This window comes from Streptomyces tailanensis (genome assembly GCF_008386495.1).
Lineage (GTDB): Bacteria > Actinomycetota > Actinomycetes > Streptomycetales > Streptomycetaceae > Streptomyces > Streptomyces tailanensis.
In genome coordinates this window covers 1-23,953 of the sequence record NZ_VTHJ01000096.1, presented here as the reverse complement: position 1 = coordinate 23,953, position 23,953 = coordinate 1, and the positions used below count along the sequence as shown (strand labels likewise).

The following is a 23,953-nucleotide window of genomic DNA, read 5'->3' as shown; positions in this document are numbered from 1 at the left end:
GCTTCCTGGATCCCACGACCCTCAACTATCCCTCCGGTCACGGTCTCCACGCTACGAGGGGAGGTTCATCACGGACATGCCCCATGGGGACCAGTTGGGGACCAGACGGTGTCCGCGCACCTGAACGGTACGCGCGGCGCCGCACGTCATGCTCCTTGATTTCTCACCGTATGTGCAGACAAAAGGGATTACCCCTACTCCTGGGGGTCAAGGGGTCGCAGGTTCAAATCCTGTCGTCCCGACTCGAAGGAGTCGCAGATCGAGGGGCTGTTCGGAGCAATCCGAACAGCCCCTCGATCATTCTTGGCCCATCGTGGCCGTCGGGGATCAGGGGTGTGCCGCGATCGACGCCGGTACTGTCGTAGCCGACCTTTCGACGAACCCGTGAGGCAATGACGAATGCGTGCCATGACCGAATCCTCGCGGAGCCTGCGTGTCTCCGTTCTCGACGACTACCAGGACGTCGTCCGTACGCTGGACTGCTTCGGCAAGCTGGAGGGCCATGACGTCACGATCTGGAACGACTTCGTGTCCGACGTGGACGTGCTGGCCGAGCGCCTGGCCGACGCCGACGTTCTGGTGCTGTTGCGCGAGCGCACCAAGGTGGACGAAGCGCTGCTCGATCGTCTGCCGAACCTCAAGCTGATCAGCCAGAACGGCCAGATACCGCACATCGACCTCGACGCGTGCACCCGGCACGGCGTGATCGTCTCCTCGGCGCTGACCGCACGCCCGTCCTACCCCACCGTGGAGCTCACCTGGGGCCTGATCCTCGCCGCCATGCGCGACATCCCGTTCGAGAGCGCCGCGCTGCGCGAGGGCCGCTGGCAGAGCACCGTGGGGCTGGGGCTGCGCGGTCGGGCGCTGGGGGTCTACGGCTTCGGGCGGATCGGCTCGATGGTCGCTCAGATCGGTGTGGCGTTCGGCATGGAGCCGCTGGTCTGGGGCCGGGAGGGCTCACTGGACCGGGCGAGGGAAGCGGGCTTCCGGGTCGCCGAGAGCAGGCAGGCCCTGTTCGAGCAGTCGGACGTGCTGAGCCTGCATCTGCGCCTGAACGCGGCGACGACCGGCCTGATCGGCCCCGACGACCTCGCCCTGATGAAGCCGACGGCTCTGCTGGTGAACACCAGCCGGGCGGAGCTGATCCGGCCCGGGGCGCTCGTCGAGGCGTTGCGGGCCGGCCGGCCCGGCAAGGCGGCGGTCGACGTGTTCGAACACGAGCCGCTGACCGACCCGGACGACCCCCTGCTGGGGTTGCCGAACGCCCTGTGCACACCGCACATCGGCTTCGTCGAGCGCGACAACTACGAGTTCTTCTACGGCAACGCCTTCGACCAGATCCTGGCCTTCGCCCAGGGTGAGCCGATCAATGTCCACAACCCGGATGTGCTGAGAGATGCGCCACAAGACGGGTCTGGCGAGGCGCTGCGAAGGGCCGCGCAATGAATCTGGAGCTCGACGGAAAAGGCGTGCTGGTCACCGGCGGCAGCCAGGTCTATTGACCTCTCGTCGCCCTCCCGTCGTCCGCCCGGAGGGCGGGCCGCGCGATGGCGTGGGGTCCCCCGCTCGAGTGAAGTCGAGAGCGGGGGAGCGTGCCAGGCGTCGGGCGGCAGCGGGACGTGTCCGACGAGGCTGCCGGCGACGACAGCGCCGTGCCGCGGCTGCTGCTCCTCCTCGACGACTCGTCCGACCCTCTGTGTCACTTGGCCCAGCGCCTGACACGGGCAGGCTGCCCACGCGTGCCATCGTGGCCGGCCGGGCCGAGGGCGCGGCTCGCTGACCGGCGAACACGTCGATCACGGGGAGCGGGCCGGGAGGTGGTGAGGTCGCGAGGCCGGTCCCGCGGCCCCTTCGCCGTATCCGTCCGCCGTCTTTGATCGCCCCCTTCTCACATCACAGCTGCCTCACGGCACCTCCTGGGCAAACAGGGCGAAGGGCGGGCGGCCTGCGAAGCGGCTGTGAAGTATCGGGGAGCCGGCCGTGCGGCCGTCGCCGACAGGTGAACATCGGGTGTCGCATCGCTCATGGCAGCCCCACAGCTGTCTGCCACACTGCGCCCTCCAAGATTCCAAGCGCTTTGAACGCGGTTGTGCGAACTGAAGGCGGAAGACCCATGCACGGAACTGGACAACCTCAGCGGAGGGCCATCCTCACCGGAGGGCTGGTAGCCACCGCGGCCCTGATCACCGGCTGTTCGTCGAAGGCGGAGAGCGCGAAGGCGGAGAGCGCGAAGGCCGGGACGGCAGCGGGCGCGACGGCCGCGGCGAAGGCTCCCTCGGCCGCCGCGAGCGGGCAGCCGGACTCCCCCTGGGCGGCGTTCGCGAGGCTGATGGAAGGCAACAAGCGCTGGGTCGACGGGACACTTCAGCATCCCGACCGGGACCCCCGCCGCCGCGAGTTCGTCGCCGAGGAGCAGGACCCCTTCGGTGTGATCCTCGCCTGCATCGACTCCCGGGTGCCGCCGGAGCTCCTCTTCGACACCGGCCTAGGCGACGTCTTCGTGATGCGCACCGGCGGGCAGGTGGTCGACTCGGTGGTAACCGGATCCGTCGAGTACGGGCCCATGACATCGGGAACCCCGCTGATCGTCGTCCTCGGGCACCAGCGCTGCGGTGCCATCAAGGCGGCGTACAAGGCACTCAGGGAAGGCAAGGAACTGCCCGGCAATCTGCAGGCCATCGCCGAGGCCCTGAAGCCGGCCTACGAGGAGACGGCGAGGGGCAAGCACTCCGACCCGGTCGACGCCATGATCCGCATCCACACCAAGCAGACCTGCGCCACCCTGCGGTCCAACGCCGACCTTGCCCCGATGGTCAAGAAGGGTGCCCTGGCCGTGGTCAGCGCCTACTACTCGCTCGACACCGGCCGAGTGGAAGTCCTCACCGGCGCGCCGTCCGCCTGACGGCGGCTGTTACCGCCGGCGCGTTCGACGACGCCGCTCGCTGCGTTTGAAGGGCGCCGGGATCAGCGACCTGAACCCGGCGCCCTTGCTGCTGTGTTCGCTGTTCCTCCGGCGCCTGCTCGTCAGGGCTCGTGGCGTTCGCCGGCTGGGCAAGGAGCCCTCGCAGGATGATGTCGAGCGTGCTGTCGAGGCGCTGGTGGAGGTCGAAGGGGGCCGGTTTCTCGCGGGTCCAGCGCAGGATCGTCGAGCAGTGTGAGATGGTCGGGCAGGACCGGCCGGTCAACATGGCGTGGACGTTCGAGGAGATGGTGGCCTACGCCTCCCGAGGCACCTGGGTCCGTCCCGGCGACGTCCTGGGCTCGGGCACGTGCGGCAACGGCGGCTGTCTGGCCGAACTCTGGGGTCGCAACGGTGTCCTGGAGCCACCGCCCCTCACCCTCGGCGACACCGTCACCATGACGGTCGAGGGCATCGGCACCATCAGCAACACCGTCACCGCGGGCGTCCCGCCGGTATTCCTGCCGCCCGCCCGCCGCAGGCAATGAACCAAGGTCGGCCGCACCCGCAGGGCATCAGCATCCCCCTTGCGCGTCAAGGGGGTTGACGTCCCAGGGCCCTTCTAGCTTAAACGTATAACATGCCGAAGCGGAGCCGCCCGACCGTGCGTGAGGTGGCCGCTCGCGCCGGGGTGTCGGTGGCGACGGTCAGCTATGTGGTCAACGGACATGACGGCCGGGTGGGCGCCGGCACCCGGGAACGCGTCCTCGCCGTGGTGCGCGAACTCGGCTACGCCCCCAGCAGCTCCGCGCGCGGTCTGCGCACGCAGCGCACCGAGCGGGTCTGTCTGGTCGTCGGATCCATCGGCGTACCGACGTACGACGAACTGGCCCGGGAGCTGCATGCCGCGGCCGACACCGCCGGATACGGCGTGATCACGCTCGTCGCCGACTCGGCAACCCGCGCGGCCCAGGCGCACGCGCTGCTGCGGCGCGGCATCGCGGACGGGGCGCTGATCTGGGCGGAGCGGTTCCTGCCCGCGCTGGACCTGGACTCACTCGTGCGCAGCCGCCTCGCGATGACCGTCATCGACAACGGGGTGGCCCCGGACGGCTTCGACGTGGTGCGCACACCGGAGCGGCAGGTCTGCGGCGAGGCGCTGGACCACCTGATCACCAGCGGGCGGCGACGCGTGGCGTTCGTCGGCCACCGCACCGGCAGGGAGCCGGACGGCGAGGCGCACGAGCGGTACGCGGCCTACGTCGACGCCCTGCGTCGGCACGGCCTCGCGCGCGACGAGGCGCTCATCGTGTCAGGCGCGGACGACCGGGTCTCCGGCTACCGCGCCGTCGAAGCCCTGCTGCGGTTGCCCGATCCGCCGGACGCCGTCTTCGCGACCTCCGACCGGGCCGCGATCAGCGCCATATGGGCCGTGCGCGACTCCGGCCGCAATGTGCCCGGTGACGTGGCCGTCGTCGGCGTCGGCAATCTGCCCGAGGGGGAGATCGTCAAGCCGGCGCTGAGCACCGTCGGCCAGCCGCACCTGGACTACTCGGGCGTGGTCCGGCTGCTCTTCGACCGGCTGACGTCCGAACTCCCGCCCGCCGAGCGGGAACTGGTCCTGTCCTGGTCGTTCATCCGCCGCGATTCGGCATGAGAGGCGCCATCCCCGCAGTACCCCCGTAACCCCCGAGAGGAGCACCACATGTCCGCCAGCGACGCTCCAGGGATCAGCCGCCGCCGAGTGCTCGGCCTGGCCGGGGCCGCCGCCGCGGCCGCCGGGCTGGCCGCCTGCGGTTCGGGCGCGCCCGAGTCGGACTCCGCGCCGGGCGGCGGCGAGGACGGCACGTTCACGGTCTATTGGAACCCCGGGCACCACTACGAGGCGTACCAGAAGGTCATCAAGGAGTTCGAGGAGGAGCACGGCGTCACCGTCCGGATGCAGATGTACCAGTGGGAGGAGCTGGAGACGCGGCTGCTCGCCGACCTGCAGGCGGGCCGGGCCCCGGATGTGCTGGAGGAACCGGGCGGCTGGGCGCAGCGGTACGCCCTGAGCGGGGACGCGCTGTCGCTGCGGAAGTACCTCGACGAGGACGGCAAGGCCATGGGCTTCCCGGACGACTGGCAGCCCGCGACGGTGCGGCACAACACCCACGCGGGCGAGGTGTACGGCATCCAGCTGCACATGACCTGCCAACTGCTCGTCTACAACAGGGAGATGTTCGCCGACGCCGGCGTCCGGCCGCCGACGACCTGGGACGAGGTCGTGGACGTCGCCAAGGAGCTGACCCACGACGGCGTGTACGGACTACAGCTCAACCAGGACCAGGCGTACGGCTGGCCGTGGATGCTGCAGAACGGGGTGCTCGACTACAACCACACAACCAAGAAGGTGATGCAGCCCCAGGACGCCGCGATGGAGGCGCTGCAGTTCCAGGCCGACCTGGTGCACCGGCACGAGGTCTCGCCGGTCCCGGTGCCCAGCAAGGACTACTCCGCCCCGCAGAAGGCGCTCTCGGCGAAACGGGCGGCCATGATCGTCACCGGGCCCTGGGACCTGCCGGTGATCAAGCAGTCCTCGCCCGATCTGGAGTACGGCATCGCCCAGATGCCCACGGGACGCCGGCAGTCCACGATCCTCGCGGGCACGAGCATGTTCATCCCGAAGAAGGCGCCCCGGCCGGACCTGTCCTGGGACTTCATCAAACGCCTGACCACACTCGAAACCGAGCTGGCGGCCACCGCGGAGACCGGCATGCTGATGCCGCGCAGGTCCTGGGCCGCGAAGCCCGAGGTGAAGGGAAACGCGGACATCGCCGCGTTCGCCCAGGGGCTCACCTATGCGGAGGACGCGCATCCGCAGACGTACCTCAGTGGCAAGGGCACCGAACTCGACCAGGCGTGGAAGACCCTGTACCAGAGCGTGCTGATGACGGGGGAGTCCGTGCCGTCGGCGTATCGGGAGTACACCGACACCGCTCGCGCCATCATCGCGGACTGACGGGGGACGGCAGCGTATGCGATCCCCTGCGCCGCGCGCCGTGCCCGAGGCGCGGAGAACCCCGATCGCCCGCCGTGAAGCCCGGACCGCCTATCTGTTCCTGGCGCCCGCGCTCGTGTTCTTCGCGGTCTTCTTCTACACACCCATCGCCGACATCCTCAACACCAGCACCCTCACCGGCCCGCACGCCGACCGGTTCGACGGCCTCGGCAACTACGCCGACGCGTTCCGCGACCCGGCGGCCCGCAACTCCTTCAAGGTCACCCTGCTCTTCGCCGTGGGCACGACGGTCGGCGCGATCGTGCTGGGACTGGCCCTCGCGCTGCTGGCCAACCGTCAACTGCGCGGCCGTACGCTCTTCCGGCTGGCGCTCCTCGTGCCCTACCTCACCTCGATCGCGGTCATCGGACTGCTGTGGCAGAACATCCTCGACCCGCAGACCGGCATCCTGAACCGGGTCCTCGACGAACTCGGCCTGCCCACCCAGCAGTGGCTCATCACCCACCCCCTGGCGACCATCGTCGCGGTCACCCTGTGGATGATCAGCGGCTACACGATGATGCTCTTCCTGGCCGGGCTCCAGGGCATCCCCCAGGTGTACTACGAGGCCGCGACGGTGGACGGCGCCGGGCCCTGGCGCCGGTTTTTCAGCATCACCCTGCCGCTGCTCGCGCCCACCACGCTGTTCGTCTCGGTCATGGCCGTCATCTCCGGGCTGCAGGCCTTCGGGCAGGCGTACATCATCACCGGCGGCGGCCCGGCGAAGCAGACGGACCTGTACGTCTACCACGTCTACGAGACCGCCTTCCGCGACCGCGACTTCGGTTACTCCTCCGCCCTGTCCGTGCTGCTGATGCTCGTCATCGTGGCGTTCACGGTGGTGCAACTGCGGGCCGGGCGGCGCGGGGAGGTGCAGTACTGATGGCCTCGCGCGTGGCCGCGTACGTCATGCTCACGCTGGCCTGTCTGCTCACCGTCATCCCGCTGCTGTACATGGTGTCGCTGTCGCTCCAGACCCAGGGCGAGACCCTGTCCGGCGGGGCCGTGCTCTGGCCGGACTCCCCGCAGTTCCAGAACTACGCGCAGTTGTTCGAGCAGGCGCCGTTCGGCCGGTTCATCGTCAACAGTGTGGTCGTGGCCGGGGCCATCACGCTGGCGCATCTGGCCTTCGACCCGCTGGTCGGGTACGTGTTCGCGAAGTTCCGCTTCCCGTTCCGGAACACCCTGCTCGTGGCGATCCTGGCCACCCTCATGATCCCGTTCTTCGTGCGGATGATCCCGCTGTACGTGATGTTCTCCGACCTCGGCTGGCTGGACAGCTACCAGGCGCTCGTCCTGCCGTTCCTGATGGACGGCTTCGGGATCTTTCTCATGCGCCAGTTCATCCAGCCGATCCCGGACGACCTCATCCACGCGGCCCGGGTGGACGGCGCGGGGGAGTTCACCATCTACTGGCGGATCATCCTCCCGCAGACCAAGCCCGCGCTGGCCGTCCTCGGGCTGTTCACCTTCGTCTTCCAGTGGAACGAGTTCCTCTGGCCGCTCGTCGCCACCAGCGACGAGACGATGCGGACGATCCCGGTCGGGCTGACCAGGTTCAGCGAGGAGCACTTCCAGCTCTGGCATCTCACCGCAGCCGGCTCGGTCATCGCCTTCGTCCCGACTGCCGTGCTGCTCGTCCTCAGCCAGCGCTACTTCGTACGGGGCATCACACTGACCGGACTCAAATAGCCATGTCCGATCTCAAATGGCCACGTCAGGAAGGAACTTGATGACCCGGCGACGCCCCAACGTCATCGTCGTCCTCACCGACCAGCAGCGCTGGGACACCACGGGAGAGGCCGGCAACCCGCTCGGCCTGACCCCGAACCTCGACCGCATGGCGCGCCACGGTACGCACGCGACGGTCGCCTGCACACCGCAGCCCGTGTGCGCGCCCGCGCGGGCGGCACTGCAGACCGGCCAGTACCCGACCACCACAGGGGTGTTCCGCAACGGCATCCCCCTGCCGTCCGCCGTACGCACCCTCGCCCACCACTTCGGTGCCGCCGGTTACACCACCGGCTACCTCGGCAAATGGCACCTGGCCGACCGCGACCCGGTGCCGGAGCATCAGCGCGGCGGCTACCGGCACTGGCTGGGGGCGAACACCCTCGAGTTCACCTCGGACGCCTACCGCACGGTGCTCTACGACGAACAGGGCGACCCGGTGCGGCTGCCCGGCTACCGCTCCGACGCCCTCTTCGACGCTGCCATCCGCTTCTGCGCCGATCACGCGGAGAAGCCCTTCTATCTCTTCTGCTCCCTCATCGAACCCCACCACCAGAACGAGGTCGACAGCTTTCCCGCCCCCGACGGCTACGCCGAGCGCCACCAGGGCCGCTGGATGCCGCCCGACCTCGCCGCGCTCTCCGCCGCCGGCGGCAGCGCCCATCGTCATCTCGGGGGCTACCTCGGCCAGATCGCCCGCGTCGACGAGGGCCTGGGCCGACTGCTCGACGCGCTGCGCAGCATGGAACTGCTGGACGACACCGTCGTCGCGTTCACCTCCGACCACGGCAGCCACTTCAAGACCCGCAACAGCGAGTACAAGCGCTCCTGCCACGACGGCTCGATCCGCGTACCGCTCGCCCTGCGCGGCCCCGGCTTCGAGGGCGGCCGCGTCGTCCGGACACCCCTGTCCACGCTCGACCTCCCACCCACCCTGCTGGACGCGGCCGGCCTCGCCGTACCGGAGGAGATGCAGGGCCTCTCCTTCCTACCGCTGCTGCGCGACCCCGCCCCTGCCACCGACCGCCCGGACGACGTGATGATCCAGGTCAGCGAGTCGGAGTGCGGACGCGCGCTGCGCACATCGAGGTGGAAGTACTACGTCAGCGCGCCCCATGCCGACCCGTGGGAGCAGCCGGCCGCCTCCCGCTACGTCGAGGCAGAGCTGTACGACCTGGCCCACGACCCGTACGAGCTGGACAACCTCGCCGGCCTCACCTCGCACCGCGAGCTCGCCGACAGCCTGCGCGCACGTCTCCTGGCCCGGCTCACAGCGGCGGGCGAGGAGACCCCGGCCATCGACCCAGCCCCCGTACGCACCCGTCCCCAGCGTCGCGTGGACCCGACCGTGCGCTCCTTCGACCTCGACGGGGTCCGCTTCGGCCACCAGCCGAAGACGTGATCGTCCAAGAGGTCACGTGCCGCCCATGGCGTCGAGGCCCGCCATGAGGGCCAGGCGGCTGGCGCGGACGTGGTCGCGCATGACACGTTCCGCGCTGTCGCCGTCCTTGGCGATGATCAGGTCGAGGACGTTGTGGTGTTCGCGGTCGGACTGGAGGGGGCGGCCGGGCTGACTGAGGGAGGTGGTCACGAGGCGGGAGTAGGCGAGTTGGTTCATGAGGATGCGGTAGTGCGCTTCGAGCTTGGCGTTGTCGGCGCCGGTGATCAGCAGCTCGTGGAACTCCTCGACGAGCTCGGCGTAGCGCTGCTTGTCGTCGGCGGCGACGGCGGCGTCGGCAGCGACGAGGTTCGCCTGCAGGCGGTCGAGTTCGGGGACCCGGCCCCGGCGGGCCAGCAGCCTCGCGGCCGCGCCTTCAAGGAGCTCCTTCATCTCGAACAGCTCGGTGATCTCGCGGCGCGAGGGCGCGGTGACGAACGTACCCACGCGTGGCCGGATCTCGACCAGCCCTTCGGTCTGCAGCTGTTTGAGCGCTTCGCGCACGGGGGTGCGGCTGACGCCGAAGGACTCCGCGAGTGCGATCTCCGACAGGCTGCCGCCCGCCGGGAGTTCACCGCTGATGATGCGGCGACGCATCTCGGTGATCACGCGACTCTGCGCACTCCCGTTGGTGGCCGCCTGTTTCGCCTTACTCATCTGGCCTTCCCTGGACCTCGATCGGCTCCGTGCATGGCATCAACGTAGAACGGTGAGCGCTCCGCCGTCGAAGAACCCCCCGGCGCTGTAGATCATCGGCGTCCGGTCGCTGACCTCCGCGTCCACGACGCGGCAGATGAAGATGGTGTGCGTGCTGGCCTGCAGCCGTTCACGGATCTCCACCTCCATCCGGGCGCTGCTCCGGCCGATCAGCGGGCTGCCGAACCGGCCGGGCTCCCAGTCGAGCCCGCTGAACTTGTCGTCGGACTTGGCCGCGAAGCGCTTGACGACGTCCAGTTGCTCGGTCGACAGGATGTTGATCGCGAGGTGGGAGGCCCGGAACAGGCACTCGTAGGTCGACGACGTGCGCTGTACGCACACCATCACCGTCGGCGGGTCGAGCGAGATGCTGGCGAACGCGTTCACCGCCAGGCCTCGTGGGTGGTCGCCGTCCATGGCGGTCACCACCGTCACCCCGGTGACGAAACGCCGGTTGACCTGCTTCATCACTTCCTGGTCGGGCGTCGGGAGAAGACGGTTCGCCGCGTTCACCCCGGTCTCGTCGGTCTTCGTCGTGATGGTCATCGGTCCTCCCCCACGCTGATGATGCCGAGTGCGGTGAGAAGCGCACGCGGGTCCCAGGTGACGTACTCCTCGACCACCAGGTCGCCCTCGAAGCGGGCGAAGGTGGCCCCGCCCACCTCGACCGAGCGGTGGGTGGGCGGTACGCCGCGGAAGGAACCCTGGTGGCTGCCGGAGCTGCGCCAGCGCACCGCCATACGATCGCCCCCGGTCACGATCTCGTCGATGGTCGTGGTGAGGTCGGGGAACGCCGACCGCGCCGCGAGGATCGACGACTTGAACTCCGCCAGGGACTGGCCCTCTTCGGCCGGAGACGTCCGGCGGCGGTATTTCGGGCTGAGCAGACCGTCGAGGGCGTCGACCTCGCCGCGGTCCCAGGCCGCGGCCCAGGTCGCGATGACCCGTGTCGCGCGGACGTCGTCGGGCATGTCGTTTCCTCCTAGAGGTGAGGGGTGCGGACCGGGTGGGCGGGGCCGGTGTCCTGCGCCAGGGCGAACTCGCCTTCCGCCAGGGCCTGTTCGGCTGCCCGGCGGTCACCCAACAGCTCCTTCCAGAAGGAGAGCGCGAGGCCGGCGATGATCACGAGGAACGGTGCCGAGGTGACGATCACCGTGTTCTGCAGGGCGTTGAGGCCGCCGGCGAGCAGGAGGGCGATCGCGGTGAGTCCGGTCAGTACGCCCCACAGGACGAGGACCGGGCGCCGGGGTTCGAGTGAACCGTCCGAGGTCATCATGGAGAGCACGTACGTGTTCGCGTCCGCGCCGGAGACGAAGAACATCACGACCAGCACGATGGCGATCGCCGAGGTCACGGTCGCGAGCGGGAAGTGGTCGAGGGTGGCGAAGAAGGCGCTGTTGATGTCCGCCGCGGTCTGCTTGGCGATCGTGCCCTTCTCGAACATGTCGACGTGGATGGCGGTGCCGCCGAACACGGTGAACCAGGTGAAGAACACGACCGTGGGGACGACGAGCACGCCCATGACGAAGCCGCGGATGGTGCGGCCGCGGGAGATGCGGGCCAGGAAGACCCCGACGAAGGCGCCCCAGGACACCCACCAGGCCATCATGAAGTAGGTCCACCACTGCATCCATTCGAGGCCGCCGAAGGCGGTGCCCTGCAGGCTCATCCGGAAGAAGTCGGAGGCCCAGGTGCCGACGGACTCGATGTACAGGTTGGCCAGGAAGACCGTGGGGCCGACGACCAGGACGAACACGAAGAGCGCGATGGCCAGGATCGTGCTGCCCTGGCTGAGGAGCTTGATCCCCTTGCTGACTCCGGTCACGGCCGACAGCGTGAAGACGGCGGTGACGAAAGCGATGATCAGGACCTGGCTGACGGAGTTGACGGGCATCCCGAACAGCGTGCCGAGACCGTTGTTGACCTGGAGGGCGCCGAGGCCCAGCGATGTCGTCGTGCCGAAGAGCGTCGCGAACACCGCGAGGACGTCGATCGCCTTGCCCACCGGGCCGTTCACCCGCTCGCCCAGCAGCGGGTGGAAGAGCTGGCTGACCAGCGCGCGCCGGCCCTTGCGGAAGGTCGAGTAGGCGATGCCGAGGCCGAACACCGCGAAGATCGCCCACGCGTGCAGGCCCCAGTCGAAGTACGAGTACTGCATCGCCCGGATCGCCGCCTCGGGCGTCCCCGGTTCGGCCAGACCGTGGGGTGGCGTGGCGAAGTGCGAGATGGGCTCGGCGACGCCGTACGAGACGAGGCCGATGCCCATGACCGCGCTGAGGATCATCGCGAACCAGGTGGGGGTGGAGAACTCGGGGCGGTCGTGGTCCTTGCCCAGCCGTGTGTTGCCGTACGGGCTGAACGCGAGGAAGACCAGGAAGACCAGCAGGGCCAGTGTCAGCACGAGGTAGGCCCAGCCGAACGACTTGGTGACCCAGTTGAGGGAGCTGTTCGTCACCTCGGTGAGGCTGTCGGTGAACAGCATGGCCCAGGCGACGAAGAGGGCGGCGATACCGACGGAGGTCCAGAAGACCGAGCCCAGTCGGCCTCTCTCCGAGTCGGGCGCGTCGGGTGTGGAAGCGGTGTGACCGGACATGGGTCGCTCCTTGCGCACTGTGGCAACAGTCAAGCCAAGGCTGCTTGTATGCCAGAGGACGTTAGGTATGCCACAGGGGGCTGTCAAGAAGTTGCGTCGCATCCACCGTCACGATTCGAACGTGGGTTGTTTTCTCCATGTATATGGGCGGTTACGTGCGAACTTCCATGCCGGTCGGAAGTGAAGTGCGGGACGGGTTGACGCCCTCGCCGGTCCCCGCCTACCTTCGCTTGTATGCCACAGCGGGCTCGTCCGTACTGGAAGGAACACGCAGATGCGCTTCTCGATCTTTCATGGGATGGGTGCCCCGGGTCGTCTCGCCGACTACCACCGACTCATGGACGAGGCACGGGAGTTCGCCGTCGCCGCCGATCGCGCGGGGTTCTGGTCCATCTGGTACACGGAGCACCACTTCGGTCACGAGGGCCAGGAGCTCACTCCCAACCCGGTGCTCATGGGTGTCGACATCGCGGCCCGGACCTCCCGCATCCGCATAGGCCAGGCCGCCAGCATCGTCACCTTCTGGCACCCGCTGCGCCTCGCCGAGGACCTCGCGCTCCTCGACCAGCTCTCGGGCGGACGGCTCGAAGTCGGTGTCGGGCGCGGCCTCTACGGGCGTGAGGCGCTCAACCTCAACCCCCTTGCCGACCCGCGTGACCAGCAGCGCAACCGGGCCCTCTTCCAGGAGACCCTGGAGGTGCTCAAGGCCGCCTGGACCGGGGAGTTCTTCTCCCACAAGAGCGAGTTCTTCGAGTTCCCCGCTCCCGGTGTGAAGTGGAACCACCCCCTGTCCCCGCCGTCGCCCGACTTCATGGACGACGGTGTCATCACCAAGCTGATGGTGACGCCGCGCCCGCTCCAGCCCGAGCTGCCGCTGTGGCAGGTCATCGACACACCGCCCTCCATCGAGTGGGCCGCCCGCAACGGCGTCAAGGGCATCTTCTGGCTGCCACCGGTCTCGGCGCTCAAGGGCCGCTTCGAGCTCTACCGGGACGCGGCCAGCGAGGCCACCGGCCGGGAGTACGCGCTCGGCGAGGGCATCGGTCTCGTCCGGGACGTGTTCGTCGCCGACACCATGGAGGAGGCGCGGGCCGGGTTCGAAGAGGCCGTGATGAACACGTACCGGTGGGTGTGTCACTGGCGGGGCCTGTCGAACCTGATGGAGGACGGGGAGCAGCTCACCGACGCCCACGAGCTCACGTACGACTTCCTGCACGGCCGCAACCAGCTCGTCGGTACGCCCGAGTACGTGGCGGAGAAGATCGCCGAGCTCCGTGACGAGCTGAATGTGCGGGACCTGTTCCTCTGGACCACGCACCCAGGTCTCGACCACCGTAAGGCCATGCGCAGCCTCGAACTGTTCAGCGAGAAGGTGATGCCGGAGTTCACCGGCTCGCCGGGGGCCGCCGGCGACTCAGGGGCCGATGGCGCCTCTGTGGAGGCCCACTGATGAACGTACGTGTCCGCAGGATCTGCACGGTCGTCGAGGACATGGTGACCGAGCTGGGCAGACCCGTCGCCCACCCCGTACGCCGCGTCGCCGTCGCCGCCGTCATCGCCAACCCGTGGAGCGGGCGCGGTGTGGTCGCCGACCTGAACGACGAGGTCGTCGGCGTCGCGCCGGTGGTGGCGCACGAGCTGACCGCCCGTCTCGTGGACGCCCTCGGCGGTGCGGACCGGATCGAGGCGTTCGGCAAGGCCGCCATCGTCGGGCTCGGCGGTGAGACGGAACACGCCGGGGCGCTGATCCACACGCCGTACTTCGGCAACCTCTTCCGGGAGATCACCGACGGCACCTCGGTGATCGTCTTCTCCGACGAGCGGGCCGAGGCCGGGGCGTCGCTCACCGTGCCGATGTGGCACAAGGTGAACGCGACGACGCGCTCCCACTACCAGACCATCACCGTCCGCGTCCCCGACGCGCCCCGTGCCGACGAGATCGTGGTCATCGCCGCCGGATCCTCCGGAGGACGGCCGAACGCCCGCATCGGGGACCGTTCCAGCGATCCGCAGGTGCGGTTGGCGGACCATCCCCGAAGCCGATACAAGATCGAGAACCTGGAGACCGTGCGATGAACGTCCGCAAGATCGTCACCTATGTCGACGAGGTCCTGACGGAGGGCGGACGCCCCGTCGACCCGCCGGCCCGGACCGCCGTGGTCGTCGCCGTGATCGACAACCCCTGGGCGGGGCAGGGCTTCGTCGAGGACCTCGCCCCCGGTATCGACGCCACCGCCTCCGACCTGGGCAAACTGCTCGCGCCCCGGGTCGTCGCCGCGCTGGGTGTCCCGGTGGAGGCCTACGGCAAGGCCGCGATCGTGGGACTCGACGGAGAGATCGAACACGGCTCGGCACTCATCCACACACTCAAGTTCGGCGATCACTTCCGCAAGGCCGCCGAGGCGACGACACTGCTTCCCGCCGTCGAGAAGCGGGCGGGCGCCGGCACCGTCTTCGACATCCCCCTCAAGCACATCACCGACGCCACGATCCGCTCGCACCACCAGAGCATCGAGGTCCGCGTGGCGGACGCCCCGCACGCCCACGAGATCGCCATCGGTCTGGCGGCCGCCGGCCAGGGACGCCCGCAGTCCCGCCTGGCGCCCTTGTCGACGGAGCAGTGACGCAGTGCTCCACCACTCGGTCACCGGGACCGGCCCGGACGTCGTGCTCCTGCACGGCGTCGGGCTGGACCACACGATGTGGCGGCGCCTCCTGCCCGAACTCACCACCGGCCACCGGGTGATCACGGTCGACCTCCGGGGCCACGGCGCCTCACCCCCGGCGTACGCCGGAACCTCGCTGGCGGACCTCGCCGCCGATGTCGTCGAGGTCCTCGACCACCTCGGCGCCTCTCGCGTCCACCTCGTGGGCTTCTCGCTGGGCGCCCTCGTGGCGGGGTACCTCGCCGCCCACCACCCGGCGCGCGTCGCCACGCTGTCCCTCGTGAGCAGCGTCGCCCAGCGCACCCCGCAGGAACGTGAAGCGGTCGAACGACGGCTGGAGGCGGCCCGCAGCGACCCGGCCGTGACGGCGGACGGCGCGGTGGAGCGCTGGTTCAGCCCCGAGTGGCGGCAACGGGACCCGGACCTGGCGACGGAGATACGCGGCATGCTGCTCGCCAACGACCACCCCTCCTATCTGGCCTGCTACACCGTCTTCGCGACGGGCGACGAGGAGGTCGCACCGCTCCTCGGCCGGATCACCGCGCCCGCCCTGGCCATCACCGGCGGCGACGACCCCGGCTCGACCCCGGCCATGTCCCACCGGCTCGCGTCGGCCGTCCCCGGCGCGCGTGTGCGGATCGTGGCAGGCGCTCGTCATCTGCTTCCGCTGGAACGGCCGCGCGAACTGGCCGCGGCGCTGACCGAGCACTTCGAGAGGACCACGCCATGACCGTCCCCCACGAGGCCGAGGGAAAGCCGGTGGCCCTTCCCCGCCGCGACCACTTCATCGACGGCGAACGGGTGGCCCCCGCCGAGGGCGCGTACTTCGAGAGCGTCGACCCCACGCACGGGACCGCCTTCTACGAGGCCGCGCGGGGCAGCGCCGCCGATGTGGACCGCGCCGTGACAGCCGCACAGCGGGCCTTCGAGAACCCCGCCTGGCGCGACCTCTCCCAGACCCGACGCGGACGGCTGCTGCGCCGGCTCGGCGACCTGGTCGGCGAGCACGCCGAGACGCTCGCCCGCACGGAGACACTCGACAACGGCAAACTGCTCCGCGAGATGCGGGCCCAACTCGCCTCGCTGCCCGAGTACTTCTACTACTTCGCCGGACTCGCCGACAAGATCCACGGCGAGGTCATCCCGGGCTCGGCGCGCACCCTCCTCAACTACACCCTGCGCGAACCGGTCGGCGTCTGCGGCGCCATCACCCCCTGGAACTCGCCGCTCATGCTCACCACCACCAAGCTGGCCCCCGCGCTCGCCGCCGGCAACACGATGGTGATCAAGCCGTCCGAGCACACCTCCGCGTCCCTGCTCGAACTGGTGGAACTGCTCGACGAGGCGGGCTTCCCGCCCGGAGTCGTCAACGTGGTCACCGGGTACGGCACCGAGGCCGGCAGCGCCCTGGTCGCGGACCACCGGGTGCGCAAGATGTCCTTCACGGGCAGCACCGCCACCGGCGCGATCATCGCGCGGGCCTGCGGCGAACGCTTCGTCAAGGCCACCCTCGAACTCGGCGGCAAGTCCCCCAACATCGTCTTCCCGGATGCCGACATCGCCTCCGCCTCGATGGGTATCGTCGCCGGGATCTTCGCCGCCGCCGGGCAGACCTGCGTCGCCGGGAGCCGGGTCTTCGTCCACCGTGACGTCTACGACGAGACCGTCGAGCGCGTGACGGAACGCGCCCGCACCATCCGCATCGGCGACCCCCTCGAACCCACCACCGAACTGGGCCCGTTGGCGATGGCGTCCCAGCTCGCCAAGGTCGAGGAGTACGTCGCGGTCGGCCGCAAGGAGGGCGGCCAGGTCGTCACCGGAGGCACCCGGCCGGACGTGGGCCTCGGCGGGTACTTCTACGAGCCGACCGTCTTCGTCGGCACCGACAACGGGATGCGGGTCAGCCGGGAGGAGATCTTCGGCCCGGTCGCCTCGATCATGCCGTTCGAGACGGAGGAGGAGGCGGCGAGGCTCGCCAACGACACCGAGTACGGCCTCGCCGCCGGTGTGTGGACCAGGGACCTGGGCCGCGCCCACCGGATGGCCTCCGTACTCGAAGCGGGCACGATCTGGGTCAACACCTACCGGGCCATGTCACCGATGTCGCCGCGCTCGGGCTTCAAGAACAGCGGCATGGGCGTCGAACACGGCACCGAGACGATCAAGGAGTACACCCGCCTGAAGTCGGTCTGGGTCAACACGAGCGACGAACCCCAGGGTGACCCCTTCGTACTGCGCTCCTAGCGAGCTGTAGCTGTTCAGTGCGGGGCGTGGTCGCCGTACGCCGTGACGGAGAGGAAGCGGATGGGGAGTTCCACCAGTGCCTGTGGGCCGTGTGCGCCCTCACCGTCGAGCTGGAGGGCGTCGCCGGGGCGCAGGGTGTAGCTGGCCTCGCCGTGCCCGTAGACCATCTCGCCCTCCAGCATGTAGAGCAGTTCGGTGCCGGGGTGCTGGAAGAGGGGGAAGACCTCGCTCTGCTCAGTGAGGGTGACGAGGACGGCCTCCATCCGCTTGTGCGGGCCGCGCAGAGCGCCCAGCAGCTCGTACAGATGGCCGACCCGGCTGCCGCGCCGGGCGATCCGGGCGCCCTGTCCGGCCGGTACGAAGACCGCCTCGCGCTCGGCGTCGACGCCACGGAACAGCGCGGTGACGGGGACGCCCAGACCGGTGGCCAGCCTGCCGAGGGTGGTGAGGCTGCACGAGGTCTGGGCGTTCTCGATCTTGGAGAGCATGGCCTTGGAGATGCCGACCCGGTTCGCCATCTCGGCGATGGACACGCCCGCCGCCGTACGGTACTCCCGCACCTGTCGGCCGATGACGACTTCGAGTTCCAGCTTCCCCGCCGCCTCGTCGGGCTCGATCTCATGGGCGGGGAACGCGGGAATGTCCGGGTCGGGCGTCATGCCGGCCATTCTGCCGTGCCGCCGCTCGCATGGGCGGCGAGGGTGAACCGCGGCTCCGGTGCCGGGCGGTCCAGAACGAGATCGACGGCCATCTCCCCGATCAGCGGCGCGAACTTCGCACCATGTCCCGAGCAGGGCGAGCAGACGACCAGCGGGCCACGGCGGTCCAGTACGAAGTCCTCGTTCGGGGTGGAGGTGTAGAGGCAGGTCGCCTCGTTGAACGGCTCCGGCACGAGACCGGGCAGCCACTGCCGTACGTAGGCCGTGATGCGCTCTCGGGCCGCCGGATCCACCCGCCCGTCGCGGGTGTCGGCGCTGGTCGGTCCGCCCGCGTCGTGCTCGGCGATCTTGCGGCCGTCCAGCGGGCCGCCGTCCCGCCCACCCGGGAGGCTGTACGTACTGAGGGCGTCCTTGTGAACGACGACCGGCCAGGGCGGTGCCGTCGGGTCGCGGCGCGGGAAGTGGAAGACCTGCTGCTGGGTGACGGTCAGCTCCGGCAGCGGGACGAGATCGCCGAGCAGGTCGGCCACCCAGGCGCCGGCGGCGATCACGGCCCGGCGTGCCGTGATCGTGCCCTGGCCGGTGTCCAGTTGTACCGCGTTCTCGCCGAGCGGCGTGATCCGTCGTACCGCAGTCCGCTCGCGCATCTCCGCGCCCCGCCCGCCCGCCCGTGCCAGGAACGCGGCCACCGCCCCGCCCGCGTCGACCGTGCCCGCCTCCGGATGGAAGAGGACCGGCCCGTCGAAGCGGAGCCCCGGCCACCGCCGTGCCGCCTCCTCGGACGGGAGCAGTTCGTGCGGTACGCCCGCCGCCGCGAGCGTCGCCGCGATGCCCTCGGGGTCACGGCCCCGCCCGTGGTCGATGCCGCCCACGATGCGCAGCAACTCACGAGACGAGTCGGCCTCCAGCTCCCGCCACAGCTCCATCGCCTGCCCGGTCATGCGCACGTACATGGGTTCCCGGTACCCGCGGCGGACGATACGGGCGCTGCCGTGCGAACTGCCCTTGTCGTGCCCGGCGTCGAACCGTTCCAGGACGGCCACGGACAGCCCCCGCCGGGTGGCCGCCCACGCCGTGGCCGCCCCCATCAGGCCCGCACCGACCACCGCGACGTCGAACGCCGGGGCTCCGGCGCTCACAGCCCCGCCCCCGGTACCCAGTTCGTCCCCGCGAGCGGGACGCGGGCCATGGCTGCGGCCTCGATCGTGAGGGCGACCAGGTCCTCCGGTTCCAGGTGGGTCAGGTGGGCCTTGCCGCAGGCGCGGGCGATGGTCTGCGCCTCCATGGTCATCACGCGGATGAAGTTGGCGAGCCGCCGGCCGCCCTCGACCGGATCGAGGCGGGCGGACAACGACGGGTCCTGGGTGGAGATGCCTGCCGGGTCGCGGCCGTCCTGGTAGTCGTCGTAGTACCCGGCGGCGGAGCCCAGCTCCCGGTACTCGGCGTCGTACTTGGGGTGGTTGTCGCCCAGCGCGACGAGCGCCGCCGTGCCGATGGCCACCGCGTCCGCGCCCAGGGCCATGGCCTTGGCCAGGTCGGCGCCGCCGCGGATGCCCCCGGAGACGATGAGCTGGACCTGCCGGTGCACTCCCAACTCCTGAAGCGCCTGGACGGCTTGGGGGAGTGCGGCCAGGGTGGGGATGCCGACGTGCTCGATGAACACCTCCTGGGTGGCGGCCGTGCCGCCCTGCATGCCGTCGAGGACCACGACGTCCGCACCCGCCTGGACGGCGAGCTTCACGTCGTAGTACGTGCGGGTAGCGCCGATCTTGACGTAGACCGGCTTCTCCCAGTCGGTGATCTCCCTGAGCTCCCGGATCTTGATCTCCAGGTCGTCGGGGCCGGTCCAGTCGGGATGGCGGCAGGCGCTGCGCTGGTCGATGCCGAGGGGCAGGGTGCGCATGGCGGCGACCCGCTCGGTGATCTTCTGGCCGAGCAGCATGCCGCCGCCGCCCGGCTTGGCGCCCTGTCCGAGGACGACCTCGATGGCGTCGGCCTTGCGCAGGTCGTCGGGGTTCATGCCGTAGCGGGACGGCAGGTACTGGTACACGAGGTGCTTGGACTGGCCGCGCTCCTCGGGGGTCATGCCGCCGTCCCCGGTGGTCGTCGACGTGCCGGCCTCGGACGCGCCCCGGCCGAGCGCCTCCTTGGCCTGCGCGGAGAGCGCTCCGAAGCTCATGCCCGCGATGGTGACGGGGGTTTTGAGGTGGAGGGGGTACTTGGCGTTGCGGGTGCCGAGTACGACGTCGGTGTCGCAGCGCTCGCGGTAGCCCTCCAGGGGGTAGCGGGACATGGAGGCGCCGAGGAAGAGCAGGTCGTCGAAGTGCGGGACTTCGCGCTTGGCGCCCCAGCCGCGGATGTCGTAGATGCCGGTCTCGGCGGCGCGCTGGATGGCGTGGATGGTGGCGCGGTCGAACGTCGCGGACTCGCGCAGGCCGTGGGATGCGGGTTCCATGGCAACTCCTCTGGTACGAGGTCTAGTACGAGGCCGAGTTGTCGACCTTGAAGTGGTAGAGCGCGCGGGCGGAGCCGTAGCGGCGGAAGGCGGCCGGGTCGTCGTCGCGGTCGGCGGCCTTCAGCAACTCGGTGAGTTCGGCGAGATGTTCGTCCCGCATCTCCTTCTCCACGCAGTCCGCGCCGAGGGACTTGACCTTGCCCTGGACGTAGAGGCGGGCCTCGTACAGCGAATCGCCGAGCGCGTCGCCCGCGTCGCCGCACACCACCAGGCGCCCGGCCTGCCCCATGAAGGCGCTCATGTGGCCGACGTCTCCGCCGACGACGATGTCCACACCCTTCATGGAGATCCCGCAGCGGGCGGCGGCATCGCCCTCGATGACCAGCAGGCCGCCGTGGGCGGTCGCGCCGGCCGACTGGGAGGCGTTGCCCCGCACCCGTACGGTGCCGGACATCATGTTCTCGGCGACGCCCGTACCGACGTTGCCGTGCACGGTGACCGTGGCGCGCTGGTTCATGCCGGCGCAGTAGTAGCCGGTCGGGCCGTCGATCACGACGTCCAGCCCGGCGGTGAGACCGACGGCGAGGTTGTGGGCGCCGCCGGGGTGCGCGACCTGCCATGACGTCCCCGGACTCGCCTGGTGCAGGGAGGAGTTGAGGTCGCGGACGGACTGCTGGGACAAGTCGACCACCGTGGTCGTCAGCGCTGCCATGTGTAGACCTCCTCCGGTTCGGGCTCGAAGATGCGGGCGGACTCGATGCCCGGCAGATGGGCGAAGTAGCGGTACTCGGAGGCCATCGCCACCCACGCCTCGGTCTCCGCGACGACGGCGGGCTTGCAGGCGATCGCGTCCCGGACGACGGCGAAGGAGTCACCGGTGGTCACCAGCAGCGTGTAGAACCCGTCGAAGCGCTCGCACAGCAGCCGCAGGGACTTCTCCAGATCATGCCCGGCGGCGAGCTGGGCGGCCACGAAACGGGCACCGACCTCGGAGTCGTTCTCGCTGTCGAACTCGACGCCCTCGGCGCGCAGTTCACGCCGGATGGTGGCGTGGTTGGCGAAGGAGCCGTTGTGCACGAGGCAGACGTTCTCGTCGACGGAGAACGGGTGCGCGCCCGCCGGGGTCACCGCGGACTCGGTGGCCATCCGGGTGTGGGCGATGCCCTGGTGACCGGTGGCCGCGCGCAGGTCGAACTCCTCGGCGAGCGCGTCCGGGTGACCGACGCCCTTGAGCACGGCCAGCTCGGTACCGCGTCCGGTGACCACGGCCGAGGGGAAGGCGACCCGTACGGCACGTTCGAGATCGGTGACGCCGAGCGTGGGGGAGTGGACGACCGTGCTCTGGCCGACCGTGACGGCCGCCGTGTCGCCCCCCAGCCGGGCGGCGACATCGGTGAGCAGGGCATCAGGGGTCAGGAGACTCACCGCCGCGTGTCCCCGGGGGGTGAGGCGCGCGTCGCCGTACAGGGCGACTCCCGCCGAGTCGGGGCCGCGCTCGGCGGCCTGGTGGAGCATTCCGGTGAGCAGTTCGCCGAGCCTCGGCTCCAGCGAGGGATCGCGCACCTGGAGTCCTGCGATGCCGCACATGGGCATGACCTCCAAGAAAGGGGGACGGGGGCGGTCAGACGGCCGTGAGGTACCGGTCGATCTCCCAGGGGGACACCGTGTTGTGCCAGCTGTAGAACTCCTCGCGTTTCAACTCCGCGTAGTAGTCGCTGACTCCGGCCGACGGGTCGACCGCGTCCAGCACACCGCGTACGACGTCGTCGCCGTCCAGCGCGTGCACGGCGTCGAGGAGGGTGCGCGGCAGTCGCGGCCCGTCGCTCGTGACGCCGGGGCCGCCGGGGTCGAGCGCCCGCCGCACGCCGTCCAGGCCCGCGCCGAGCGCCCCGGCCGCGGCGAGGTAGGAGTTCGCGGAACCGTCCCCGCCGCGCAGCTCGACCCGGTGCGCGTCCGGTACCCGCAGGAAGTGCGTACGGTCGTTGCCGCCCCAGCTCGCCGTGCGCGGCGCCCAGGTGGCACCCGAGGCGGTCGTGGTCGCGCCCGTGCGCTTGTACGAGTTGACGGTCGGCGCGATGAGCGCGTGCAGCGCGGGCGCGTGGGCCAGCAGCCCGGCCCCGAAGTGGTACGCCTCCGGGCTGAGCCCCATGCCGTACCGGTCCTCGGCGCCGTCGCCCGCCGGGAACAGCGCCCGCTCCCCGTCCCACAGGGACAGATGCATGTGCAGCCCGCTGCCCGTTCGGTCGGTGAACGGCTTCGGCATGAACGTGGCCGTCATCCCGCGCTGTTCGGCGAGCACCTGCACGATGTACCGCAGGGTGACGACCCGGTCGGCGGTGGTGAGCGCGTCCGCGTGATGGAAGTTCTGCTCGAACTGCCCGTTGCCGTCCTCGTGATCACTCGCGTACGGCCCCCAGCCCAGCCGCACCATCGCGTCGGAGACGGCCGTGAGGTGGTCGTACATCCGGGTCAACCCCCGGGCGTCGTAACAGGGTTGGGCGGCGTCGTCGAGCCGGTCGGCCGTGCTGAGGCCGCCGTCCGCGCCCCGCTGCACCAGGAAGTACTCCACCTCGGCCCCGCTGACCAGCCGCGTCCCCTCCGCCGCCGCCTTCTCGGCGAGCGTCCGGAGGATCACGCGGGGCGCGAAGGCGTACGGCCGGCCTTCGACGTGCGGGTCGCAGTGCACCATCCCGAGGCCGGGGCGGACGAAGGTGAGCGGGACGTACGAGGAGGGGTCCGGGATCGCCACCACATCGGGGTCGCGGGGCAGTTGGCCCATGGCCCCGGCGGCGTATCCCGCGAAGCCGACGCCGTCCCCCTCCAGCGCGTCCGCCGCCTCGACGGGCACGAGCTTGGCGCAGGGCTTGCCGGTCAGGGTGGTGAACGTGGCGAGCAGGAACCGTACGCCGTCCGCCTTGGCGAGCGACGCGAGTGACTGGGTGCCCGACGCGGGCGGAGTGGACATCGGTGGAACGGACACGGGCGCCCCCGGGAGTCGATGTGTTCACTGTCGTGAGAATGAGTATCACGACAGGAAACTCCCAGGGGTGTGTCCGTTCTGTTGCCGTTTCGTAAACCCGCTACTCGCCCGATGGGGCGGGAAGCGTGACGCCGAGCCCCACCGGGGTACCGAAGTTCGGCGTGCCGTCGGCGTTCCACGTGAACTTCTGCGCCCTGGTACTGCGGTTCATGTCGCAGCCGCCGCTCGCGGAACTGTTGGCGTGGTAGACCATCCAGTCCTCGGTCCCGTCGGGCGACTTGAAGAAACCGTTGTGGCCCGGCCCGTACACCCCGGCCGCGTTGGACCTCTGGAAGACCGGGTTCGGGGACTTGGTCCAGGAGGAGGAGTTGAGCGGGTCACCGCCGTTGTAGGTGAGCATCCCCAGCTTGTAGTCGGGGGTAGAGCAGTGGCTGGCGGAGTAGATGATGAAGGTTCTGCCGTTGCGTTGGAGGACCTCGGCTCCTGAACCTCCCCTCGTAGCGTGGAGACCGTGACCGGAGGGATAGTTGAGGGTCGTGGGATCCAGGAAGC

General features: G+C 69.9%; 23 protein-coding genes and 1 pseudogene. 13 read left to right on the top strand and 11 right to left on the bottom strand.

The genetic code is table 11. The annotated features are described in order from the left end of the window. The first annotated feature begins 408 nt into the window (after positions 1–408). From F3T56_RS42440 to F3T56_RS42400, 8 genes and pseudogenes are all read left to right on the top strand, one after another. A complete protein-coding gene (locus tag F3T56_RS42440) occupies positions 409–1,446 on the top strand; it encodes a D-2-hydroxyacid dehydrogenase family protein (protein WP_216373080.1) in 1,038 nt (345 codons plus the stop codon). Positions 1,447–2,113: 667 nt separating this feature from the next. Further along, on the top strand, positions 2,114–2,902 hold the full coding sequence (locus tag F3T56_RS42435; protein ID WP_172639425.1) for a carbonic anhydrase: 789 nt from the start codon (positions 2,114–2,116) through the stop codon (positions 2,900–2,902). A gap of 254 nt (positions 2,903–3,156) precedes the next feature. Then, positions 3,157–3,447: pseudogene (locus F3T56_RS42425) on the top strand (fumarylacetoacetate hydrolase family protein); the annotation flags it as partial. Between the two features lie 92 nt (positions 3,448–3,539). Further along, positions 3,540–4,556, top strand: coding sequence for a LacI family DNA-binding transcriptional regulator (locus F3T56_RS42420; protein WP_149830819.1), 1,017 nt, complete (start codon positions 3,540–3,542; stop codon positions 4,554–4,556). Positions 4,557–4,604: 48 nt separating this feature from the next. Continuing rightward, complete coding sequence (locus F3T56_RS42415) at positions 4,605–5,900, top strand: ABC transporter substrate-binding protein (RefSeq protein WP_149830818.1); 1,296 nt, start codon at positions 4,605–4,607, stop codon at positions 5,898–5,900. A 16-nt stretch (positions 5,901–5,916) separates the two neighbouring features. Continuing rightward, positions 5,917–6,822 (top strand): carbohydrate ABC transporter permease, encoded by a 906-nt coding sequence (locus F3T56_RS42410; RefSeq protein ID WP_149830817.1) that lies wholly within the window; start codon positions 5,917–5,919, stop codon positions 6,820–6,822. Then, positions 6,822–7,631, top strand: a complete 810-nt coding sequence (locus tag F3T56_RS42405; RefSeq protein ID WP_149830816.1) for a carbohydrate ABC transporter permease — start codon at positions 6,822–6,824, stop codon at positions 7,629–7,631. Before F3T56_RS42410 ends, F3T56_RS42405 begins: the two co-directional genes overlap by 1 nt. Positions 7,632–7,671: 40 nt before the next feature. Further along, positions 7,672–9,072, top strand: a complete 1,401-nt coding sequence (locus F3T56_RS42400; RefSeq protein ID WP_149830815.1) for a sulfatase-like hydrolase/transferase — start codon at positions 7,672–7,674, stop codon at positions 9,070–9,072. Between the two features lie 12 nt (positions 9,073–9,084). Here F3T56_RS42400 and F3T56_RS42395 read toward each other — a convergent pair whose 3' ends face one another. The 4 genes from F3T56_RS42395 to F3T56_RS42380 are packed head-to-tail and all read right to left on the bottom strand — an operon-like array spanning position 9,085 to position 12,397. After that, entirely contained in the window at positions 9,085–9,765 is a 681-nt protein-coding gene (locus F3T56_RS42395; RefSeq protein WP_149830814.1) for a GntR family transcriptional regulator, read from the bottom strand. Between the two features lie 39 nt (positions 9,766–9,804). Then, a complete protein-coding gene (locus tag F3T56_RS42390; protein WP_149830813.1) occupies positions 9,805–10,350 on the bottom strand; it encodes a flavin reductase family protein in 546 nt (181 codons plus the stop codon). After that, the gene (locus tag F3T56_RS42385) at positions 10,347–10,775 is read right to left on the bottom strand and encodes an ester cyclase (RefSeq protein WP_149830812.1); all 429 of its coding nucleotides are present in this window, start codon (positions 10,773–10,775) and stop codon (positions 10,347–10,349) included. Before F3T56_RS42385 ends, F3T56_RS42390 begins: the two co-directional genes overlap by 4 nt. 11 nt (positions 10,776–10,786) lie before the next feature. Then, positions 10,787–12,397 carry a BCCT family transporter gene (locus F3T56_RS42380; RefSeq protein ID WP_149830811.1) on the bottom strand — a complete coding sequence of 537 codons (1,611 nt, stop codon included), beginning with the start codon at positions 12,395–12,397 and terminating at the stop codon, positions 10,787–10,789. Positions 12,398–12,671: 274 nt separating this feature from the next. On the opposite strand from F3T56_RS42380, the gene F3T56_RS42375 reads away from it, so the two are divergent. The 5 genes from F3T56_RS42375 to F3T56_RS42355 are packed head-to-tail and all read left to right on the top strand — an operon-like array spanning position 12,672 to position 17,307. Beyond that, on the top strand, positions 12,672–13,847 hold the full coding sequence (locus F3T56_RS42375; RefSeq protein ID WP_149830810.1) for an LLM class flavin-dependent oxidoreductase: 1,176 nt from the start codon (positions 12,672–12,674) through the stop codon (positions 13,845–13,847). Next, complete coding sequence (locus F3T56_RS42370; RefSeq protein WP_149830809.1) at positions 13,847–14,473, top strand: amino acid synthesis family protein; 627 nt, start codon at positions 13,847–13,849, stop codon at positions 14,471–14,473. Before F3T56_RS42375 ends, F3T56_RS42370 begins: the two co-directional genes overlap by 1 nt. Then, positions 14,470–15,021, top strand: coding sequence for an amino acid synthesis family protein (locus tag F3T56_RS42365; RefSeq protein ID WP_149830808.1), 552 nt, complete (start codon positions 14,470–14,472; stop codon positions 15,019–15,021). The genes F3T56_RS42370 and F3T56_RS42365 overlap by 4 nt, the downstream gene beginning before the upstream one ends. Before the next feature lie 4 nt (positions 15,022–15,025). Then, on the top strand, positions 15,026–15,793 hold the full coding sequence (locus tag F3T56_RS42360; protein ID WP_246204523.1) for an alpha/beta fold hydrolase: 768 nt from the start codon (positions 15,026–15,028) through the stop codon (positions 15,791–15,793). Continuing rightward, positions 15,790–17,307, top strand: coding sequence for an aldehyde dehydrogenase (locus F3T56_RS42355; RefSeq protein WP_149830807.1), 1,518 nt, complete (start codon positions 15,790–15,792; stop codon positions 17,305–17,307). Before F3T56_RS42360 ends, F3T56_RS42355 begins: the two co-directional genes overlap by 4 nt. Positions 17,308–17,321: 14 nt before the next feature. Here the strand turns inward: F3T56_RS42355 and F3T56_RS42350 are convergent, their stop codons facing one another. The 7 genes from F3T56_RS42350 to F3T56_RS42320 all read right to left on the bottom strand — a co-directional run. Next, positions 17,322–17,966 (bottom strand): helix-turn-helix domain-containing protein, encoded by a 645-nt coding sequence (locus tag F3T56_RS42350; RefSeq protein WP_149830806.1) that lies wholly within the window; start codon positions 17,964–17,966, stop codon positions 17,322–17,324. Next, complete coding sequence (locus F3T56_RS42345) at positions 17,963–19,105, bottom strand: FAD-dependent oxidoreductase (protein ID WP_246204522.1); 1,143 nt, start codon at positions 19,103–19,105, stop codon at positions 17,963–17,965. The genes F3T56_RS42350 and F3T56_RS42345 overlap by 4 nt, the downstream gene beginning before the upstream one ends. Beyond that, a complete protein-coding gene (locus tag F3T56_RS42340; RefSeq protein ID WP_149830805.1) occupies positions 19,102–20,421 on the bottom strand; it encodes an FMN-binding glutamate synthase family protein in 1,320 nt (439 codons plus the stop codon). The genes F3T56_RS42345 and F3T56_RS42340 overlap by 4 nt, the downstream gene beginning before the upstream one ends. A 22-nt stretch (positions 20,422–20,443) precedes the next feature. Further along, on the bottom strand, positions 20,444–21,133 hold the full coding sequence (locus tag F3T56_RS42335) for a glutamate synthase (RefSeq protein WP_149830804.1): 690 nt from the start codon (positions 21,131–21,133) through the stop codon (positions 20,444–20,446). Continuing rightward, the gene (locus tag F3T56_RS42330; RefSeq protein WP_149830803.1) at positions 21,121–22,008 is read right to left on the bottom strand and encodes a class II glutamine amidotransferase domain-containing protein; all 888 of its coding nucleotides are present in this window, start codon (positions 22,006–22,008) and stop codon (positions 21,121–21,123) included. The genes F3T56_RS42335 and F3T56_RS42330 overlap by 13 nt, the downstream gene beginning before the upstream one ends. A gap of 34 nt (positions 22,009–22,042) precedes the next feature. Then, positions 22,043–23,386, bottom strand: a complete 1,344-nt coding sequence (gene glnT / locus F3T56_RS42325; protein WP_149830802.1) for a type III glutamate--ammonia ligase — start codon at positions 23,384–23,386, stop codon at positions 22,043–22,045. A 115-nt stretch (positions 23,387–23,501) separates the two neighbouring features. After that, on the bottom strand, positions 23,502–23,953 hold a 452-nt coding region (locus F3T56_RS42320; RefSeq protein ID WP_149830801.1), incomplete at its 5' end, for a family 43 glycosylhydrolase.

What these genes read in the sequence shown, in the direction of transcription:
- F3T56_RS42440 (WP_216373080.1), top strand. Translation starts at nt 409, where the DNA reads ATGACCGAATCCTCGCGGAGCCTGCGTGTCTCCGTTCTCGACGACTAC.
- F3T56_RS42435 (WP_172639425.1), top strand. Translation starts at nt 2,114, where the DNA reads ATGCACGGAACTGGACAACCTCAGCGGAGGGCCATCCTCACCGGAGGG.
- F3T56_RS42420 (WP_149830819.1), top strand. Translation starts at nt 3,540, where the DNA reads ATGCCGAAGCGGAGCCGCCCGACCGTGCGTGAGGTGGCCGCTCGCGCC.
- F3T56_RS42415 (WP_149830818.1), top strand. Translation starts at nt 4,605, where the DNA reads ATGTCCGCCAGCGACGCTCCAGGGATCAGCCGCCGCCGAGTGCTCGGC.
- F3T56_RS42410 (WP_149830817.1), top strand. Translation starts at nt 5,917, where the DNA reads ATGCGATCCCCTGCGCCGCGCGCCGTGCCCGAGGCGCGGAGAACCCCG.
- F3T56_RS42405 (WP_149830816.1), top strand. Translation starts at nt 6,822, where the DNA reads ATGGCCTCGCGCGTGGCCGCGTACGTCATGCTCACGCTGGCCTGTCTG.
- F3T56_RS42400 (WP_149830815.1), top strand. Translation starts at nt 7,672, where the DNA reads ATGACCCGGCGACGCCCCAACGTCATCGTCGTCCTCACCGACCAGCAG.
- F3T56_RS42395 (WP_149830814.1), bottom strand. Translation starts at nt 9,765, where the DNA reads ATGAGTAAGGCGAAACAGGCGGCCACCAACGGGAGTGCGCAGAGTCGC.
- F3T56_RS42390 (WP_149830813.1), bottom strand. Translation starts at nt 10,350, where the DNA reads ATGACCATCACGACGAAGACCGACGAGACCGGGGTGAACGCGGCGAAC.
- F3T56_RS42385 (WP_149830812.1), bottom strand. Translation starts at nt 10,775, where the DNA reads ATGCCCGACGACGTCCGCGCGACACGGGTCATCGCGACCTGGGCCGCG.
- F3T56_RS42380 (WP_149830811.1), bottom strand. Translation starts at nt 12,397, where the DNA reads ATGTCCGGTCACACCGCTTCCACACCCGACGCGCCCGACTCGGAGAGA.
- F3T56_RS42375 (WP_149830810.1), top strand. Translation starts at nt 12,672, where the DNA reads ATGCGCTTCTCGATCTTTCATGGGATGGGTGCCCCGGGTCGTCTCGCC.
- F3T56_RS42370 (WP_149830809.1), top strand. Translation starts at nt 13,847, where the DNA reads ATGAACGTACGTGTCCGCAGGATCTGCACGGTCGTCGAGGACATGGTG.
- F3T56_RS42365 (WP_149830808.1), top strand. Translation starts at nt 14,470, where the DNA reads ATGAACGTCCGCAAGATCGTCACCTATGTCGACGAGGTCCTGACGGAG.
- F3T56_RS42355 (WP_149830807.1), top strand. Translation starts at nt 15,790, where the DNA reads ATGACCGTCCCCCACGAGGCCGAGGGAAAGCCGGTGGCCCTTCCCCGC.
- F3T56_RS42350 (WP_149830806.1), bottom strand. Translation starts at nt 17,966, where the DNA reads ATGACGCCCGACCCGGACATTCCCGCGTTCCCCGCCCATGAGATCGAG.
- F3T56_RS42340 (WP_149830805.1), bottom strand. Translation starts at nt 20,421, where the DNA reads ATGGAACCCGCATCCCACGGCCTGCGCGAGTCCGCGACGTTCGACCGC.
- F3T56_RS42335 (WP_149830804.1), bottom strand. Translation starts at nt 21,133, where the DNA reads ATGGCAGCGCTGACGACCACGGTGGTCGACTTGTCCCAGCAGTCCGTC.
- F3T56_RS42330 (WP_149830803.1), bottom strand. Translation starts at nt 22,008, where the DNA reads ATGTGCGGCATCGCAGGACTCCAGGTGCGCGATCCCTCGCTGGAGCCG.
- glnT (WP_149830802.1), bottom strand. Translation starts at nt 23,386, where the DNA reads ATGTCCACTCCGCCCGCGTCGGGCACCCAGTCACTCGCGTCGCTCGCC.